The organism is Bacteroidota bacterium (assembly GCA_018698135.1).
Lineage (GTDB): Bacteria > Bacteroidota > Bacteroidia > CAILMK01 > JAAYUY01 > JABINZ01.
Window position 1 is genome coordinate 26,272 of the sequence record JABINZ010000278.1, and the last position, 18,874, is coordinate 45,145.

The window sequence follows — 18,874 nt, forward strand, 5'->3', positions numbered from 1 at the left end:
AATTAAACGCAACCGTCTGGTTTAGGCAAACCTGCAACACGACATGCCCCACGCGCAGGGCCTAATGGAAATAATTCATAGATTTCCTTTAAACGAATACCTGTTTCTTTGCAAATAACCCTTACCATTGGAGCCATCCCTTTTTCTTCCCAGTTTGATCGGATGATTTTAACAATAGCCCAATGCTTATCACTCATCTCTTCAATACCATCGTATTTAGCTATTAAACGACCTACTTCATCATTCCATGAATGCGGATCAGTTAAAAATCCATCACCATCTACATCAAACGTTCTTCCTTCAATTTCTAAACTTGCCATAGAGTTTATTATAATTAGTTTTCTAATTCTTCATATTTATCAATGATTTCATCCGTACTTAAAACTGTGTCAGGCATGACAAAATCGGGACAAAAATTAATTGTGCTTTTAGTTATGTATCGTTTGCAATTTTCCCAGGAATTGTCTGTCTTTTTACAATAAGATTCAAGATAATTGGCAAACGTATTATTGTTAGCAACAAAGCCTTTAGTGTGGACTAGTTTACATGAACTGTAATTCGGACAATAGTATTCTTGCATAAGATATTCTTATGCGCGCAATATTATAAAAAAAATATAAATAATAGATTTTTTGTGAATTGTTTAACAGCAGCAAGAAATTCAGAGTTTGGTCAATTGTTCATCTCAAGCTTCTATATAGGTAATTCCATGATTTTGGAATTTCTTCAATTAGCAATTGCAATTAGCGGTTCTTCTCGGACAATGAGGAAGTAAGTTAATATCGTTAATTGAGTAATCTTTTTCCAAACAAGCTTCGGGATCACAACATGTATGACAAACTCGCTTATGGGCTTTGTAACTAATTAAGTCAACATCTGGTGAGAGAAAATCCTGCTTGATAGGTTCAGTTTTTAATAAGTCGGTGCTTAAATATTTTTTATTATCATCAGGAAAAACGGTCACAACAACTGAATCTTTGCCGAGTTTTTCCTGAATTATTAATGCGCCTAACAAATTTGCACCCGATGAAATTCCAACACCAATTCCCAATTGATTTGCTAATTTCTGAGCCATGATAATGGCATCACCATCATCAACACTAATTACTTCATCCAACTTGTTTAACTCAAGAATTGAAGGAATGAACTCATCTGAAATACCTTGGATTCTATGTTTTCCAACCTTATGGCCTGTGGTAAGGGTTGGTGAGTTGCTGGGTTCTAATGGATAAATTTTAATAGCGTTGTTTTGTTCTTTAAGATACTTTCCTGTACCCATAATAGTTCCACCTGTGCCAACACCAGCAATAAAAGCATCTGGGGTTAAACTTTGGAAACGTAATTGCCACCATATTTCAGGTCCTGTAGTATTGTAATGAGCCATACAATTATCCTCGTTTGAGAATTGATTTGGCAGAAAGGCATGTGTTTGTGTCTTGGCGAGTTCTTCCGACATGCGAATGCTTCCCTGAAATCCTCCTTGCTCTTTACTCACTAAATGTATTTCAGCGCCTAAACTTTTTATCAGATTAATTCGTTCAGGACTCATCCAATCAGGCATAAAAATAGTAACCTGATGCCCCAATGCTTTTCCTAATGCAGAAAATGAAATGCCGGTATTTCCGCTGGTGGCTTCAATAATATGACTTTCAGGAACAATTTCTTTGCGTTCAAATGCATTTTGAAGAATGGAAAATGCCATACGATCTTTAATACTCCCTGTCATATTCAAGTTTTCTGCTTTGGCATAAATATGCCTAACAGTTCCTTTATATTTAAACTTAATATCCAATAAGGGCGTATTACCCAATAAGCAGGCAAGTCCTTTTAACCGATTTTCATAATCATTCATATTGTCTATGGGCATAATGGCTAGTATAAAAACGAAAATAGGATTTATCCCTGTTCGGTGTGCAATGTGAATTGTATTAAAGCGAACTTATTGATTGATAGATGTCAATAACAAATATTTAGCGAAACATTAACCTGAACCATCCTGTTATTCGATTATCTAAAATAATTATTATAGTGAATACAATAAAAGTATTAATTTTACATTCTATTTATCAAAATAACATCATGAAAAATTTACTCTGTTTATTCTTGTCTTTATTCTTGAGCTTTGTTGCTTTTTCTCAAAATTCGGATGCTGCTGATGAATTACTAACTCAACTTTTGGATGCATTTGTTGAGGATTCAGATAATAGCTTTTCCTATGTGAAAGATAATCGAATTTTGGTTCAGGCAGATATGAAAAAGATAAAAATCAAGGAACATAAAATTGGAAATTATACCTTTATTATTGGCGAATTAAATGATATCGAAAAGAAATCTCCATATCTGGAAGTAACAAAAATCAAGGTGAATGGCGAAAACATTGAAGGAGAGCTAAAAGGGAGAAATGCTGCGAATATTCAATTCTCGATAAAAACCTCGAACACAGATAATAAGGCATTTAAAAAAACGGCTAAGGATGATTTTGATGAGTTTAAAATAATATTGAAGTATTTATTAGAGGTTGAAAAGACCAATAATGCTGTGAGGGTTCAAGATATCATCCAAAACGATACTGTTTATTTTGATATAGTTCAGGAAAACCATTGCCCAAAAACTATTGATTTTATGGGTTATAAAATATTACTGATCAATCCTACGGCTGATAATATGGAGAAATGCAACAATAAATACATCCAAGTTCTACAATATGAGGCAAATAAGAAAACAAAAAAAATCGAGCTTAGCTATAGATTAATCAATAATGATCACATGAATAGTGTAAACGTAATTTGTAATCCCTGCAGGAGCTTTTTTTAAAATGCTCAAGAAGGCAAAAATAGTTTTCGATTAATTAAAGCTGTTGTAGCATCACTCTCACTTCTTTCACTTTTTTTCTGTCAGAAGCCTCGATTTCAAAAAATAGGTTTTCATAAGTAGTCTTTTCTCCCTTAAGCGGTATTTTACCAAGCAATTCAATCATCAAGCCGCCCAATGTTTCCACACCAATAGTATATTTTGCAAATTTATCATCTGGGAGATTTAATGCTTTATTGAATTCAGTGAGAGGTGTTTTTGCTTTAAAAATGTAGTTGAAATCATCAATTTTTTGAAAGAGCTTTTCTTCTGCTTCATCAAATTCATCGGTTATTTCACCAACAATTTCTTCCAATATGTCTTCCAGTGTTACAATACCAGAAAAACCACCATACTCATCAACTACAATGGCCATATGGACTTTTTTGGTTTGAAACTCCTTGAGTAAATCATCAATTTTTTTTGATTCTGGAACAAAATAGGCTTTACGAATTAATTTCTGCCATTCAAATTGCTTGTCCTGTCCAATATATTTCAACAAATCCTTGATATACAATATCCCAACAATTTTATCAGGACTTTCCTTGTAAACAGGAACGCGTGAAAATCTATTTTCATTTATTTCACTAACAATCTCTTCAAAAGTCATGCTTTGCTCAAAAGAGATAACATCCATTCGAGATGTCATAACCTGATTAACATAAACATTTCGGAAATTAATTATTCGTTTTAAAATGGTTTTGTCTTCAAGACTTTGATCGTGGCGGCTGGTAATATCAATAGCTTGTTTAAACTCTTCGGCCGAAACGTTGTGGTTTTTTTTCTTGATTCTTTTTTCAATAATCTTGGTTCCCTTAACCATGAAATATGAAATGGGATAAAGCAAGCGAACCAGGAATGTCATAGGAATAGCCATTCTTTTTGCGAACAGTAAATTGTTTTGGTTGGCATAAATTTTTGGTACCAATTCGCCAAAAATTACCAATAAGATGGTGATTGTGACTACTTCAATTAAAAATGCAATCAATTCTTTTCCTTCAAAATTCAAATACTTATTAAGCGTAATAGTGAAAAGAATAATGATAGAAATATTAATGAGGTTATTGGCAATTAGAATGGTTGCCAAAAGCTTTTTGGGTTTAGCTACTAAACGCACAATACTGAGATCGATGAAGTTTTTGCTTTTCGAAAGCTTTGCCAGACTTTTATCAGTAATGGAAAAGAAAGAGACTTCAGAACCTGAAATAATACCAGATGTAACAATGAGAAGTGCAAATAACAAAGAAAGAAGTATGAAGTTCAGATCTAAGTTTCTACTTAGAGAAATTAAAAATACCTGTAATAATTCCGAATACGGTTCAGGCTCTAGTGAGGATGTTTCCAAAATTTATTTTTCGTGTTAAACCTTAAAATGGTAAATCGTCAGCATCATTTGAGCTAACATCGGTATCTGGTGTTGAAGGAGTTGATTGATTGCTGTTATCATGCTGATTACCGCCACCAGCATTATCATCTCTTCGTCCTCCCAGCAAAACCAAATCATTTACGCGCACTTCTGTAATGTATTTTGTTACGCCATCTGATTCATAACTTCTTGATGTGAGTTTGCCTTCAATATAAATTTGAGATCCCTTTTTGACAAATTGTTCAACCACTTTTGTGAGATTTCCCCAAACAACCAGATTATGCCATTCGGTATTGGTTACTTTTTCACCCTCCCGATTCTTATATGTCTCACTGGTTGCCATAGAAAAGCTAGCTTTGGTTGTTCCGCTGTCAAAAGTTCTTAACTCTGGGTCTTTTCCGACATTTCCAACTAGAATAACTTTATTTACAGAGGCCATTTGCTTTAGATTTTAAGGTTTTAGAATTATTTCAAAGATAGAAAAACAGCCTGAATTTACTTAATAATTAATAATTTGATAAATATATTTATAATTTTGCTTGAATTGAAACTGAAAAATAAAAGCATGAGCTTGAAAGTGAGGTGTCAGGATTTAGGTCAGATTAAGTATGGGGATGCTTTGGCTATTCAGGAAGGTGTTTTTAATGATTACCTGGCAAGTAAAAGATCGGACAATACAAATTCAAAAATCGAATTAGATGGTCAGTTTTTTCTTTGTGAGCATAAACATGTAATTACTTTAGGGAAGAGTGGTGCTATTGAGAATCTTCTATTGAATAATGATGAACTCAAACACAAAGGTGTTGAGTTTTTTCATGCAAGCAGAGGAGGAGATATCACCTATCATGGTCCGGGGCAAATTGTTGGATATCCTATTCTAGACCTCAACCGTTTTGGACTAACAGTTAAAGAATATGTCAATTTGCTTGAAGAAATGATTATTTATACTTTAAGAGATTATGATATTGATGCAGGTAGAATTAATGGGATGACGGGCGTATGGCTGGACTACAGCAATCTTAAATTTGCTCGAAAAATTTGCGCGATAGGAGTTAAGGTTAGCAGATGGATTAGTATGCATGGTTTTGCCTTTAATATTCAAACCGACCTGAGCTATTTCAATACCATAGTGCCATGTGGAATAAAGGACAATGCTGTTACCTCATTGTCGAAGGAGTTAGGCTATTCGGTTGATTTAAACGAAGTAAAAGAGAAATTGAAGGTGCATTTTTCTACTTTATTTAATGCTTCATTAACGACAGCATGACAGCATTAAAAGGTGTTAGAATAAAAAATTATGTTGTTTCTGACAATATTTGCTCTTTTTGCAAAAGGCAGGGATTTTGTTGATATTGGAATTATAAAAATCTAAAAAAAAGAACATGAAAAAAAATTATACTGTTTGGATTGTAATTGGCGTAATTGTACTCCTTGTTATAATAATAGTTGGCTATTCCAATAACGTTTATAACAAAGCAATCAATTTTCAAGAGCAAGTTGATGCAAAATGGGGAGATGTACAAACTACTTATCAGAGAAGGGCTGATCTTATTCCAAATTTAGTAGCTACGGTGAAAGGTGCCGCAGAAAACGAAAAAGAAATACTCACTAAGGTAACCAATGCCAGAGCTGGAATCAGGTCTGCTAAAACACCGGGCGAAATGGAGCTCATGGGAAGGGAAATCAATTCTGCTATTAACTTGGCATTTGAAGCTTACCCGCAAATTCGTTCTACTGAAGGTTTTAGAGATCTTCAGGCACAATTGGAAGGGACTGAAAACCGTATTGCTGTTTCGCGTAGAAATTATAATGAAGCTGTTCAGAAATTTAACCGTCATATCCGTGGAAAGTTCAGAAAGATGGCCTTGCGCTGGTTTGAAAATGAAGATGACGATTTTGTAAAACGTGAGCTTTTTGAAGCTGATAAAGGTGCAGATGTAGTTCCAACTGTTGAATTTTAAATATGAGCGAATCCATTTATAATTTTTTTTCTGATGAAGAAAAAAGGACGATAAAGTCAGCTATTGAAGACGCTGAAAGGCAAACTTCAGGTGAAATCAGGGTCCATATTGATAACCATTGCCGAGGAGACGTATTGGATAGAGCCAGTAATTTGTTTGCTCAGCTCAAAATGCACAAAACCCAACTGCGAAATGGTATTTTATTCTATCTGGCCGTTAAAGATCGCAAATTTGCTATTCTTGGAGATGCTGGAATCAATAAGGAAGTCCCAGAAGGATTTTGGGATGAAATCAGGGACGAAATGAAATCAAATTTCAAAGAAAGTAAGTTCACGCAGGGCTTAGAATCCGGTATTCTAAAATCAGGGGAACAACTGAAGAAATATTTTCCATACAAAGAAGGAGAAGACATTAATGAACTCTCAGATGATATTTCATTTGGGAAAGAGTAAATCGATATGAAGAATTTAATAATTAGCTTTTTTCTTATTATAAGTGGTCTTTTTGTTCAAGCGCAAGATATTCCAAACAGGCCTAACCCTCCACGTTTAGTAAACGATTATATGGGTTGGCTTAGTCAGTCAGAGGTAGCTAATCTGGAGCAGAAACTACAACAATTTGCGCGTGAAACTTCAAACCAGATTGTCATTGTTGTTCTTAAAGATCTGGGTGGTTACGATGTTTCTGATTATGCTTTTCGCTTAGGTGAAAAGTGGGGCGTTGGTCAAAAAGATCAGGACAATGGTTTGGTTATCCTAATAAAGCCAGGAGCTGAAGGTCAAAGTAGAATGTTTATTGCAGTGGGTTATGGTCTTGAAGGAATTATTCCTGATGCGGTAACCAAACGTATTGTGGAACATGAATTTATTCCATCTTTTAAGCAGGGAAGTTATTATCAAGGTCTTGATTTAGGTACAACTGTTTTAATGAAGCTTGCAGTACAAGAATATAATGCCGAGGTTTATCTGGAAGAAACAAAACCTGGAATAGGTTCTGCCATATTTATTATCCTGTTTATGATTGCCATTACCTTTTTCTCTGGAATAGGTAAAGCAAGGAGTTATTCCAGGGTTAATAATGTTACATTCTGGACAGCCATGATGCTTATGAGCAGCAGCAGGGGCAGTGGTTCAGGTTATGGTGGCTTTTCATCTGGTGGCGGTGGTTTTGGTGGCTTTGGAGGTGGAGGCTTCGGAGGCGGAGGCGCTGGTGGAGGCTGGTAGCATGGAAGAAGTACTTAAAGTGCAAAAAATTAGGAGTGGCTAAAGTTAGATAATATGGTCGTAGTTGTTAAACTGCGGCTATTTTTTTTGCCCTACGACTCCGTTCAGGGCAGCAATCTTTAAAGATCTTATAATACAGGAATTGAAACTTGCTGAGGCATTTCTCTACACTTCTCTTCCAGAAGCATCCATCATTTGGAGTAATTCTGCATTTTTTGAAGCATCAATTTGTGCTGGATTTCCTTCCCACCAATTTTGCCCATCGTGTATAAAAACAACCTTATCGGCTATTTCAAAAACGGAAGTCATGTCGTGTGAATTAACAATGGTAGTTGTTTGAAATTCGTTGGTGATATCCTTAATAAGTTGATCAATTACCCGAGATGTTTTAGGATCCAAGCCAGAGTTAGGTTCATCGTAAAACAAGTATTTAGGTTCGTTCACAATGGCACGGGCAATTCCTACTCTCTTTTGCATTCCGCCACTAATTTCAGATGGATACAATTTCCCCACTTTTATATCTAAATTGACTCTTTCCAAACAAAATTCAACTCGTTTAGAAATTTCTTTTGGCGACTTTTGTGTGAACATTTTAAGTGGAAACGAAATGTTCTCGGCTACGGTCATTGAATTGAACAGAGCAGATCCCTGAAATAACATGCCAATTTCCAGACGAACTTTCTTTTGTTCGCGATAGTTCATTTCTGTAAAATTCCGACCATCATATAATATACTACCCTTGTCAGGATGCAATAAACCAACTATGCATTTTAACAAAACTGTTTTACCACTTCCACTGCTACCAATAATCATGTTGATAATGCCTTTCTCATAACTTGTTGAGACATCAGTCAGCACATCCTTGCCATCAAATATTTTATATATCCGGTTTACTTCCAGCATATTATTAAAGTAATAGTTGAGCTAATAAATAATCAAAAACCAAAATTAAAATAGAGCTATGAACAACTGCTTTTGTACTTGCCTTGCCTACTTCTAATGCACCTCCAGTAACTTTATAGCCATGGTATGAAGAAACAGAGCTGATAATAAAAGCAAATGAAAATGCTTTAATAATAGCGAAAATAAGTGAGAAAGGTTTAAATGTATGTTGGGCTCCGGCTGCAAAATCGGATATTGAGCATATACCAGTAACATGACCTATAAACATGCCTCCTACATGGCTTAATGCAATTGCGATGATTATTAAAAGTGGGATAACAATAACAGATGCAATAATCTTAGGTGCTATCAAATAGGAAGGTGCATTCACACTCATCACGTTCAAAGCATCAATTTGCTCTGTAATTTTCATGTTGCCAATTTCAGCCGCAATGTTAGACCCAACTCGTCCTGCTAACACCAAACCTGTAATTGTTGGTGCTAATTCCAACATGGTGGTTTCACTAATAATTTCTCCAATAACGGTATCTGCAACCCAGGCTGCAACTAATTGATAAGCAATTTCAAGCGTTAGAACCATGCCCATAAAAAGCGATATAACCACAACTATCCCAAGAGATTGAACTCCAATTATGTTCATTTCCTGGAAAATGCGTTTCAAAAAAACGCGGTGGCTATCAGGCTTGCTGGCAGCATCCCTTAGTATGAAAAGATATTGTCCGAAATATCTGAAAAACTTCATATGATCTTATAGATTCTCATTTGTAGGAATACAAAAGTAGTTTAAATATTATTGAATCTCAGAAATACTGAGCATAGCAAACAACAGGAAAATAAACGGTTTATTACTAGATCAGGAGTGGATTAATCGTCCTCTTCATCATTCTTATACCCCGAATCTTCTACTTCTTCGTCTTTTTCTGGTTTCATATCCTCAGGGATATCTATATCATCAGAGGAAAAATCATCACTCAAATTTCCATCATCATCGTAATCATCGTCATCTTCAATAATTTGCTCAGCTTCACTGACAGTCATTCGGATTAAATAATATATTTCTTCCGTTTCAAATGGTAAGGCAGAAACCTGTTTCCCTTCTTTATTACTAAAACTTATTAAATGATCAACAAAACCTTGTGGGTATGCTAATTTAACATGATCAATAACACTTTCGGGCAGTTTCTCATAATCCTTAACTATTCTCTTCTTTTCCAACTCATTTAATGTTTATTTGTCAATAAAAAAATATGCAGCTAACTAAAGGGTTGATAACCAGCAAATAATGCAAAAACGTTTGATTTGTTTTGCTAAAAATGATGAAGTAATACCTTTAATTCTCACATTTCATTATAAATGCAACCAACCAAAATTATAAAGTGATAGCAATTAAACAAGCAGTTTTGAATTTTATTTTCATTTTATTTAACATGTGAGTAATATTCATGAATGAAATATTTATGATGATATTAGGCTGAAATTGCTATATTCGCAACTTTTAAAAGAATAAGAATGAACACCAAACTATCAAACAGAGTAGAGAAATTACAGGAATCTGAAACCTTGAAGATGGCCAAACTGGCTCGCCAATTAATTGCTGATGGAAAAGATATCATAAACCTGAGTATAGGAGAACCAGATTTTGATACGCCAGATCATATCAAGGAAGCAGCCATAAAGGCTATAAATGATAATATTACACATTATCCTCCAGTTGCTGGATTTTCTGAACTACGTCAGGTAATTGCCAAGAAATACAATACAGATTTCATGTGTGATTATGATTTTAATCAGGTGATTGTGAGTTCAGGAGCAAAGCAATCGCTGAGTAATGCTATCTTAAGCTTATTAGATGTTGGAGATGAAGTAATCGTTCCTTCTCCATATTGGGTTTCATATCCTGAGATGATTAAGCTATCCGGAGCCGATATGGTTGTTATTAAAGCGGGGATTGATACAAATTATAAAATTACCCCTCAACAATTAGAAGAAGCAATAACGGATAAAACAAGGATGTTTTTATTCAGCTCTCCTTCCAACCCTAGTGGTGGTGTTTATTGTTTGGGCGAATTGGAAGAGTTGGCTAAGGTTTTTAGAAAGTACCCCAATATTATTATCGTAGCTGACGAAATTTATGACCATATTAATTATGTTGGTGGTCCTTGTTCTTTTGCTATGATTAAAGACTTAAGAGATAGAGTGGTAATTGTCAATGGCGTATCCAAAGGATTTGCCATGACAGGTTGGCGAATAGGCTATATGGTTGCTCCATTGTGGTTAGCAACAGCATGTAATAAATTACAAGGCCAACTAACTTCTGGCCCATGCACTATTTCACAAATGGCTGCACTTGAAGCTTTGTCAAGTAGTTTATCATCTACCTACAAAATGAGGGATGAGTTTAAGAAGCGTAGAGAAATTGTTGTAAGCATGTTAAGTAAAATTAGTGGTGTTAAAACAAATGTGCCTGATGGTGCATTTTATTCACTTATTGATATTACCAGTTTCTTTGGAAAAAGCTATGGAAACTATACAATTGAGGATAGTAGCGATTTAGCTATGTTTTTATTAGAAGATGGCAATGTATCGGTTGTTACAGGAAGTGCATTTGGTGTCCCAGAGTGTGTACGTATTTCTTTTGCTACCTCCGAAGATAACTTGCGTAAAGCCATCGGACGGATTGAATCAAGCTTAAAAAAATTAAAATAGAAATTTGAAATTAAGTGTTCAGGAAATAAATAAAATTTTCACTGATTTTCAGAAAAAGAAGATTCTGGTTATCGGAGATGTGATGGTTGATGCTTATTGGTGGGGAAATGTAAACCGAATATCACCAGAAGCACCTGTTCCTGTTGTATTAGTAAATAAACGTGAATACCGCCTTGGAGGAGCAGCAAATGTAGCCCTCAATATAAAAGAAATGGGTGCAGAGCCTATATTAGTATCTTTGGTTGGTAATGACTTTGATGGAAATACGTTACTTGGTTTGCTTGACAAAAGAGATATTGAGAAAAAATATATTGCTCAATCAGCCAACAGGCCAACAACAGTTAAATCAAGAATAATTGCCAACGAGCAACAACAACTCATGCGAGTTGACAATGAGATTACCGCTATTATCAGCCAGAAAGAATCGGATGAAATTTATGAAAATGCTGTAAAGGCCATGAATAATGCCGATGCATTGGTTTTTGAGGATTATGATAAAGGTCTATTAAGTGCTCCTTTAATTGAACGAATTATTACTGAAGCGAATAAGAGGAATATTCCTGTTATTGTTGATCCCAAGAAAAATAATTTTTTCGATTATAAAAATGCAACACTCTTTAAGCCCAATTTAAAAGAATTACGTGAAGGTTTAGGGCTAACTATCCCAAAACCCATACAAATAGAAGACTTAAGAGAAGCTGCTCAACAGCTTTTCGATCGCACAAATATTAAGATTGCCTTCATCACTTTATCTGAAGCAGGAGTTTATATCAATGATCGTAAGAAAGACATGATCGTTCCTTCGCACAAACGCAGTATTTATGATGTTTCTGGTGCTGGCGATACTGTTGGAGCCATTGCTGCCTTAGCAATTGCCAGCGGAATTGGAAATAGCCTTTTAGCAATGCTGACAAATATTGCAGGTGGGCTTGTTTGCGAACAAGTAGGAGTAGTTCCGATTAATCGGGATGCTTACCTGAGCGAGTGTATTCGATTATTGGCTGAATAAATCTATCCTAATTTAATAACCTTATTGAGTGAGTTTTTGGGTTCCATCAGAGTCTCTCGGAGAGGACTCTGATGCATCAAATACAAACTATTCTAAGTTATTTTTCTATTTTTGAATATGACTATTAAAACTTCTCAGGACTCGGATGATTCTTTGTTCTTCTGCACTTTCACTTGTTTCAATTGGATACCTCTGTTTGAGATAACGAATTTCTACAGTGAGATTTATAAGTGGTTTGATATACTGGTAGAAAGAGAATGTAAAATCATTGCATATGTTATCATGCCAAATCACTGTCATTTTATAGTATTTGTGCCTTCTAAAGAGAATATTAGCAAATTAGTCGCAAATGGAAAGCGTTTTATGGCTTATGAGATAGTTAAACGATTACAGAATATTGGGAAATTGAAATTGCTAAAAGATCTGGAAGAATCTGTTGATCCGAATGAAAAGAAAATAGGTAAACGGCATAATGTGTTTCAACCTTCATTTGATGCAAAACCTATATTTTCAGAAAAGTTTCTATTTCAGAAATTAGATTATATACATCATAATCCTGTTTCAGGGAAATGGAATTTAGTTGAGGTCTGTACGGAATATGAACATTCTTCAGCAAAGTATTATGAATTTGGTGAGTTTGGAATATATCCTGTAACGCATTATGAAGATGTATTTGGCTAATAATGCATCAGAGTCCTCTGCGAGAGACTCTGCTAAGACATTTATTGATAGTTTTGTAGTCTTTAGATAGCAATGGTGGTTAAGAACTTTATCATAATTATATTTTTAATACAAATTAGTCAGTTTGTTTATGCGCAGCGAACAGAAACTGCAATTGATTTAGCCCAGGAAAAAAGCCGCTTAGTTCTTGAAGTTGAAAATGATTTATTATTTCAGAGTGATAATTATTATACAGGAGGAATAGCATTTTCTTACACGCATAAAGCCTTGAAGAAAACACCTGCTCAACTTATTTTAAATTCGAAGAGTAGTGAAAGTCGCAGCTTTAGTGGCTTTGGAATACAACAGCGAATATTTACACCTTATTCCATAGTGGAGCCCAATTCCATCGAAAATGATCGTCCTTATTCCGCTTATTTGCTTGCTTCTAATTTTTCAGTATTGATAAATTTGGAAAAGAAATTAAGACTTTCAAATGAAATTGGCATTGGATGGATGGGTGAAGTAGCGAGAGGCAAAGAATTTCAAACATTTATTCATGAAGTTGTAGGCTCACCTATTCCAATAGGCTGGGATAATCAATTGGAAAATACTTTTTTACTCGACTATCAATTTAGAATTGAAAAGGGTTTTTTTAACGATTGGACTGCTGAACACTTTACCCCTTTTGCATCTGCACGAATTGGAACATTAACAAATAGACTGCATATTGGGGTAATGACCAGATTTGGTAATAAATCAAGGTTTTTAGTTGATGCGACAATGCCTTCCGAAACAAAAAATCATTTTATATGGGAGTGGGTTTTTGAAGCTAACCTGCAAGGTGTTTTTTATGATGCAACACTCGAAGGGGGATTGTTTAATGATGATCCTAATGCCTTATCTAAGGACGAATTTATGTCACGTCAATATCAATTGAGAACAGGAGTAAATCTCTATTATAAAAGATGCAGTTTGCGTTATATGGTTAAATTTAATTCCAATAATTTTATCACAGAATTAATTCACCGTTATGGTAGTATAAATATTGGGGTATCTTTTTAAGACACTCCCCAAGGTTCATCTGAGTACTCTACGAATAACTCAATGGGAGATATCGATTTGCTTTTTTTGATATTAACAACCAAACAAAAAGGTCCAAGAACCGCTTCCGCTTAATCTTGAACCAGTTTTTGTTTATTATCCTGAACTCAGGTTAATACTTTATCACCTTAACCCTCTCAATTGTATTGATATAGATCAAATTGACAAAATAGATACCTTGTGGACCATTGATTTTAAGAACAATTTCATCATTATTGTTGAATGTTTTATCAATGACAATTTCACCAAGCTCATTTAATACCTGGACAGTTAATTCTTTATAATTATTTAAAGACTTTATGTTTACTATTCCAGAGGTTGGGTTTGGGTGTAACACGAAATTACTTAGCTCAATTTCTTTCAGTCCGATTCCTGTTATGTCATAGCAAAATGAGGTGTCGATGCATCCTTTTTGTATAATTTCTACTGCATAATTTCCGTTTGTAGTTGCCGTAAAGGATTTGTTTGTATCCCCTTGAAGGATGCTGAAACCATTATCACAATCTAACCACTGGTATTTTGCTCCCGATGTATTTGCAGTCAAAATAGGGGTATTCCTAGTGACTTTTACATCAACTGTATTTATAGTCAAATTGATGGTTATTACACTATCACAGCCAGCATAGTTTGAGATTATATCCTCATAAATACCGCTTACAGTATAGATTTCATCACCACTAGGGGCTTTATACTTAAAGCATCGGGCTACTTTTATATTTGAACTTGTATGATAGCAGCTGTAAAATACCCTTGCATGCCCAGCATTAATTCCACTTGCATCATTTCGTTGTGCACCAATCGCTACTTTTGATCCATCAGAACTCAAAGATACTGACCATCCGCATTGATCTTCTATTGCCTCACCTTTTAAATCGCCTCCTTGTTTAACCCAATTACCTGAGATAAACTTAAATACATTTGCGTAGCCTGTCATTCCAGTTCCATATTGACCAATTGCACCAGTTGCCACAGTTAAACCATCTGAACTTATCGATACAGAACTGCCAAAAAAGTCATTCGCAGCTTTTCCAAAAATATCTCCGCCCTGAGCTGTTCGTAGCTTCAAGCTACAAACAACATGGTGTAGTTATGTCACAAGCGGACGCTTGCGCCATTTGAGTCATTTATTTGTTTTTAATGTGTTTACTTCAAATTCGTTTTGTCTTAGCAGTGTCTCTTGCAAGGGAAACTGATGGTTACATGCTCCATTATTGAGCTTTCATACTCATTCGTTTGGCCCAAGTTACAAACTTGAGCCAGAGTGGGTTCAGACCTAACGGGCTGTTCGTAGCTTCAAGCTACGAACAATGGATTTTATTGATACATTGCAGCTCTTTGTATTAATTTATCTTCTTCATCGAAAGCCATAATAACCTCTCCCCAATGCTCTCCTGCATATTTACCATAGTTACATTTAGAATAGAAGTAATATATAATAGTTGAACCCTTGTCTGAACCTTTAGGCTGTTTATAATTCGGTTTTCCCAGAAGCTTTATAATATAGCTTTTACTTTTTCCATTTAATGAAAAGTCTTCATCGATTCTGTCAAGTAAGTTCTCATCCCTTAGTTGATAACAACCACAGCTATCAAGTTTCCAGATATAGACACTCTCGTATTTTGGACTTATATATGGTCTTTTAGAATTCACTGAACATGAACAAGTAGGGAGAATAAAACAACTTAAAACAACTATGGTAATTAATGAGCTATTATTTTTCATTCTTAAAATCTGTTTCAATGTTACTTTCATGAGTTTTATTTCTAGGCTGTTCGTAGCTTCAAGCTACGAACAACGGAGATTTTAATTTTTGTCTCAGCAGTGTCTCCTGCAAGGGACGCTGCTGAAATATAATAAGTGCCTTGAACCAAACTTTCTTTAATAACAGTTGAAATAAGCTGCCCATTCATATTATATATACTCAAATGGACAGGACTCGTTGTATTTATCTTGAAATGAACCCTTGAATTCATATCAACTGGGTTGGGATAAATTCTCAGGTCATTGTTAATTACCGCTGTTCGTGTTTTTGATACCAATTCTGAAAAGTCAACGGCATAATTTCCAATTCTTAGTTCATCAAACCACCCATCGAATTGAATATTGCTTCCTCCATCAACTCCTCCAATAAAAACATCATGATTCGAATGATTGATTAATCCTGAACTACCAGCAGGAAAAGCTCTGAAATCTTCAAACATTAATTTGCGATGATCGTTGTGGACATAAAACTTGATTTTTCCTGAACTGGAATCGCTTACCATGGCAACATGATACCATTTATTTAGTTGCAGTTGCTTGTTTTGAAAAAAACTGATCTCTTCATTATTGGAAAATTTGACCTGAGCACCAAAGCCATTTCCTTTTCCATCAAGCCAAATACCGAAAGATTGTCCTTTGTCGATGAGAATAGGATACTCCAGTTTTTTAGTACCCAGACTATTTATTTTCACCCAGCTTTCAACGGTCCAATTACTTCCCAAATTAAGTTCGGTTGTATGTGGAATCCGTATACAATGAAAATCTGAATTTACTGAGTTATCAATTCTAAAAGCCTTCCCTAAGTGTAAATCATAGTTTTCGGCATAGCTACCGTAGTTTTGATTTTCATACGGCAAACAAGTTGTTTCAGCTGCATTTGAAATGTTTTCTTCAAAATGTAGATCTAAAATATTCTTGTTGTTTTTCTTGTACACACCCCCAACCAATGATGCTGGCATAAAACGAAAAGTATCGGAATAAAATACAGCACTATGATCACTGATGTCAGTGGCTTTAAGATAAACTTCATCTGCCTGAATTTCGGGACAGTCAAACACAAATAAACCCTTGTTAGCCAAAACGGAATCGGCAATAGTTTCCCATCCACTTGAATGACAATAATACTCCAATTTGAAAGCTTGTATGCCCTCAGATTGCCAATAAATGGGTTGTTCTGTTGCCGATTCAAAATAGGTGTTTGATTTTGGATAATTAAAGCTGATTGTTTTTTGATTATAGACCTGAAATACTTTAGATCGCCTGTAAACATTTGGATTAAGCATATCACTTAGCCGTACTTTATAGTTTTCTGATGCATGGTCAGGAATTGTCCAACTGTAACTCCCACTTGAAGCATGGATGTTTTCGGCAATTTTGTTCCAGGTTCTTCCCGAATCGGATGAAAACTCCAACAGTAGGTTGGTAATTGAACTACTCGTCCATTGTATAATTAGTTCATCTTTTTTCTCCAGATATTCGCCTCCCTGAGGGTAAGTGAGTGTGAGTTCTTTCCCTTCCCACTCAGGAAATATGTATATGATTACGTCCTGATTCATGCCATAAGGAAATGAGTCAATATCAATCCAGAATTCATCATCTCCCATGGAAATATCTGTGTGGAACAAATCATTTTTATCATAACCATCACAAACATAAAAGTGTCCTGCACCTCCATTCCAATAGCGTTCCTCGAGTCCGCCTATCATAATGGGTCGACCATGGCTTATTTCATTTTTGAATATGTCAATCCATTCGTGTTTGCTATATTCATCCCTGAAAATCATTCGTGCCGAATCGGAATAATGAAAATAATCTTTTAAAGCCTTAGGCATTCCAGACATACCATCGTGATAATATTTTGATGATGTGCCCACTTCAACTGATAAGTGAGAGGAAGGACCATATTCCTCTATTGAGGGATTTGCTGAAAATGTATTGGGCATTAAATCATATAAGTAATCTGAGCTATCGTAGTTCACATTCCAGTGTACAGAATCCGTCCAGAAGTCAAGCTGACCACTGGGGAATCGTGGATGTTCCCAAAAATGAACCAATCGGGTCATCATGGTCATACCACAGCTATTGCCTTTGTGTATGATGCCAGTCGATTGATCAATGGGGAAAAATTTCCTTAGCGGATCCATATATACTTTCCATTTATCTCTGAGGAGAGGTTGTACTTCATCTTTTAGCTCAGCATAATTAATGGCAGAAACTACATCATCTCTATATTTCCTATAGGTTTTACTGATTCGCAGTTCATCTATCCAGCCATCGAAATAAGTATTACTATTGTTTCCAAAGCCAATATATAGTTTCTCATTACTGTTGAAAAGTGCTGTTGGAACATAACCTCTACTGGCAAATATTTCCCGATAATTCTCGTCTCTGATTAGTAAGTATAAATGTTTTTGTTGAATTTCAAAGTAAATAGCCATGTGATACCATTTACCTGCTTCCAGTGTGTTTTGAACGCTTCCTGCATCAGTACCTCTGGGATGAGCATCATCAACACAATTTGCATTTGCCTGCATGGAGTTTGAAGCTGACGAAAAAGTGATTTCATAATCGGCTGGCCAATTATCACCCTTCCTTAGAATGATAGGGTATTCGGTGTGATTTTGCCCCCAGGAGTTTATTTTAAACCAACATTCAATGGCAAAGCCCGTACTGAAATTCAAGTCATTATAAAATGGAACCTCTATCCAAGACTGTTTTGAAGAGGTTGAATTATCAATACGAATACATTTTCCATGATTGCTCAAAGATGTTTCGTAGGAGATACCACTTCCATGAATTATTCCATTATTCCCCACACTTGCAGAATTGTTTGCATTATTCTCAAAATGCATGAGTAATACGGTATTGTTATCGGGAGTGTAAGGACCGCCATTTTCCTGGGCTGAAAGATTTAAAAAAACGATGATGAAAAGAAGCAGAAAGTAGGATTTGGCCATGATTTGTAGCTTTAATGGTTCTATGGTTTCTTCATATCAAAGGTACGAATTGCAAAATAAATATTGATATGTTGAATGAACATGTTGCCTTTCACTCCATACTGAGTCACTTAAAAATTCAAGATTTGACAACTTTCAAAAAGTTGTCAAATCTGACCCCTTAAAATTGCGAAAGTGTCCGCTTGTGCAATTAGGAACTATTTTACAAGCCTTCTATCTTGTTTAAAAAAAAACAAAAAGGTCCAAGAAGAATCTTGAACCAGTTTTTGTTTTTTACATGCTAGGACTTGTGTGGAAAAATCTTGAACCAGTTTTTGTTTTTTTCAAGCTTTGACTTGTTAGGGAACATTTCATGAAAGAATATACTTTATTAA

20 protein-coding genes are annotated in these 18,874 nt (G+C 35.2%); 9 read left to right on the forward strand and 11 right to left on the reverse strand.

Annotated features, from left to right (window positions below; genetic code table 11):
• Positions 1 to 2: 2 nt before the first annotated feature.
• From HOG71_17195 to HOG71_17205, 3 genes are all read right to left on the reverse strand, one after another.
• Positions 3 to 320, reverse strand: coding sequence for a TusE/DsrC/DsvC family sulfur relay protein (locus HOG71_17195; GenBank protein MBT5992585.1), 318 nt, complete (start codon positions 318 to 320; stop codon positions 3 to 5).
• Between the two features lie 14 nt (positions 321 to 334).
• Positions 335 to 580, reverse strand: coding sequence for a hypothetical protein (locus HOG71_17200; protein MBT5992586.1), 246 nt, complete (start codon positions 578 to 580; stop codon positions 335 to 337).
• A 150-nt stretch (positions 581 to 730) separates the two neighbouring features.
• Entirely contained in the window at positions 731 to 1,852 is a 1,122-nt protein-coding gene (locus HOG71_17205; GenBank protein ID MBT5992587.1) for a cysteine synthase family protein, read from the reverse strand.
• Positions 1,853 to 2,079: 227 nt separating this feature from the next.
• Between HOG71_17205 and HOG71_17210 the strand changes: the two genes are divergently transcribed.
• Positions 2,080 to 2,814, forward strand: a complete 735-nt coding sequence (locus tag HOG71_17210; GenBank protein ID MBT5992588.1) for a hypothetical protein — start codon at positions 2,080 to 2,082, stop codon at positions 2,812 to 2,814.
• Positions 2,815 to 2,848: 34 nt separating this feature from the next.
• Here the strand turns inward: HOG71_17210 and gldE are convergent, their stop codons facing one another.
• Entirely contained in the window at positions 2,849 to 4,093 is a 1,245-nt protein-coding gene (gldE, locus tag HOG71_17215) for a gliding motility-associated protein GldE (GenBank protein MBT5992589.1), read from the reverse strand.
• A 124-nt stretch (positions 4,094 to 4,217) separates the two neighbouring features.
• Positions 4,218 to 4,655 carry a single-stranded DNA-binding protein gene (gene ssb, locus HOG71_17220; GenBank protein ID MBT5992590.1) on the reverse strand — a complete coding sequence of 146 codons (438 nt, stop codon included), beginning with the start codon at positions 4,653 to 4,655 and terminating at the stop codon, positions 4,218 to 4,220.
• Positions 4,656 to 4,781: 126 nt separating this feature from the next.
• On the opposite strand from ssb, the gene lipB reads away from it, so the two are divergent.
• The 4 genes from lipB to HOG71_17240 all read left to right on the forward strand — a co-directional run bounded on the left by lipB (position 4,782) and on the right by HOG71_17240 (position 7,400).
• Positions 4,782 to 5,483: a lipoyl(octanoyl) transferase LipB gene (lipB, locus tag HOG71_17225; protein ID MBT5992591.1), complete on the forward strand. Its 702-nt coding sequence runs from the start codon at positions 4,782 to 4,784 to the stop codon at positions 5,481 to 5,483.
• Between the two features lie 115 nt (positions 5,484 to 5,598).
• Positions 5,599 to 6,177 carry a LemA family protein gene (locus HOG71_17230; GenBank protein ID MBT5992592.1) on the forward strand — a complete coding sequence of 193 codons (579 nt, stop codon included), beginning with the start codon at positions 5,599 to 5,601 and terminating at the stop codon, positions 6,175 to 6,177.
• Between the two features lie 2 nt (positions 6,178 to 6,179).
• The gene (locus HOG71_17235) at positions 6,180 to 6,629 is read left to right on the forward strand and encodes a TPM domain-containing protein (GenBank protein MBT5992593.1); all 450 of its coding nucleotides are present in this window, start codon (positions 6,180 to 6,182) and stop codon (positions 6,627 to 6,629) included.
• A 6-nt stretch (positions 6,630 to 6,635) separates the two neighbouring features.
• Entirely contained in the window at positions 6,636 to 7,400 is a 765-nt protein-coding gene (locus HOG71_17240) for a TPM domain-containing protein (protein ID MBT5992594.1), read from the forward strand.
• Positions 7,401 to 7,565: 165 nt separating this feature from the next.
• On the opposite strand, the gene HOG71_17245 is transcribed toward HOG71_17240, so the two are convergent.
• The 3 genes from HOG71_17245 to HOG71_17255 form a co-directional block, all read right to left on the reverse strand.
• Complete coding sequence (locus HOG71_17245) at positions 7,566 to 8,303, reverse strand: ATP-binding cassette domain-containing protein (protein MBT5992595.1); 738 nt, start codon at positions 8,301 to 8,303, stop codon at positions 7,566 to 7,568.
• Between the two features lie 4 nt (positions 8,304 to 8,307).
• A complete protein-coding gene (locus tag HOG71_17250; GenBank protein MBT5992596.1) occupies positions 8,308 to 9,045 on the reverse strand; it encodes an ABC transporter permease in 738 nt (245 codons plus the stop codon).
• 122 nt (positions 9,046 to 9,167) lie between these two features.
• Entirely contained in the window at positions 9,168 to 9,518 is a 351-nt protein-coding gene (locus HOG71_17255) for a hypothetical protein (protein ID MBT5992597.1), read from the reverse strand.
• 294 nt (positions 9,519 to 9,812) lie between these two features.
• On the opposite strand from HOG71_17255, the gene HOG71_17260 reads away from it, so the two are divergent.
• The 4 genes from HOG71_17260 (at position 9,813) to HOG71_17275 (ending at position 13,743) form a co-directional block, all read left to right on the forward strand.
• Entirely contained in the window at positions 9,813 to 11,009 is a 1,197-nt protein-coding gene (locus tag HOG71_17260) for a pyridoxal phosphate-dependent aminotransferase (protein MBT5992598.1), read from the forward strand.
• Positions 11,010 to 11,034: 25 nt separating this feature from the next.
• Positions 11,035 to 12,018: a D-glycero-beta-D-manno-heptose-7-phosphate kinase gene (locus HOG71_17265; protein ID MBT5992599.1), complete on the forward strand. Its 984-nt coding sequence runs from the start codon at positions 11,035 to 11,037 to the stop codon at positions 12,016 to 12,018.
• A gap of 117 nt (positions 12,019 to 12,135) precedes the next feature.
• A complete protein-coding gene (locus HOG71_17270; protein MBT5992600.1) occupies positions 12,136 to 12,699 on the forward strand; it encodes a hypothetical protein in 564 nt (187 codons plus the stop codon).
• A gap of 75 nt (positions 12,700 to 12,774) precedes the next feature.
• Positions 12,775 to 13,743, forward strand: coding sequence for a lipid A deacylase LpxR family protein (locus tag HOG71_17275; protein MBT5992601.1), 969 nt, complete (start codon positions 12,775 to 12,777; stop codon positions 13,741 to 13,743).
• 151 nt (positions 13,744 to 13,894) lie between these two features.
• Here HOG71_17275 and HOG71_17280 read toward each other — a convergent pair whose 3' ends face one another.
• The 3 genes from HOG71_17280 to HOG71_17290 form a co-directional block, all read right to left on the reverse strand.
• On the reverse strand, positions 13,895 to 14,848 hold the full coding sequence (locus HOG71_17280; protein MBT5992602.1) for a T9SS type A sorting domain-containing protein: 954 nt from the start codon (positions 14,846 to 14,848) through the stop codon (positions 13,895 to 13,897).
• Between the two features lie 248 nt (positions 14,849 to 15,096).
• Positions 15,097 to 15,534, reverse strand: coding sequence for a hypothetical protein (locus HOG71_17285; protein ID MBT5992603.1), 438 nt, complete (start codon positions 15,532 to 15,534; stop codon positions 15,097 to 15,099).
• A gap of 11 nt (positions 15,535 to 15,545) precedes the next feature.
• Positions 15,546 to 18,500: a T9SS type A sorting domain-containing protein gene (locus HOG71_17290; protein ID MBT5992604.1), complete on the reverse strand. Its 2,955-nt coding sequence runs from the start codon at positions 18,498 to 18,500 to the stop codon at positions 15,546 to 15,548.
• Between the last annotated feature and the right edge of the window lie 374 nt (positions 18,501 to 18,874).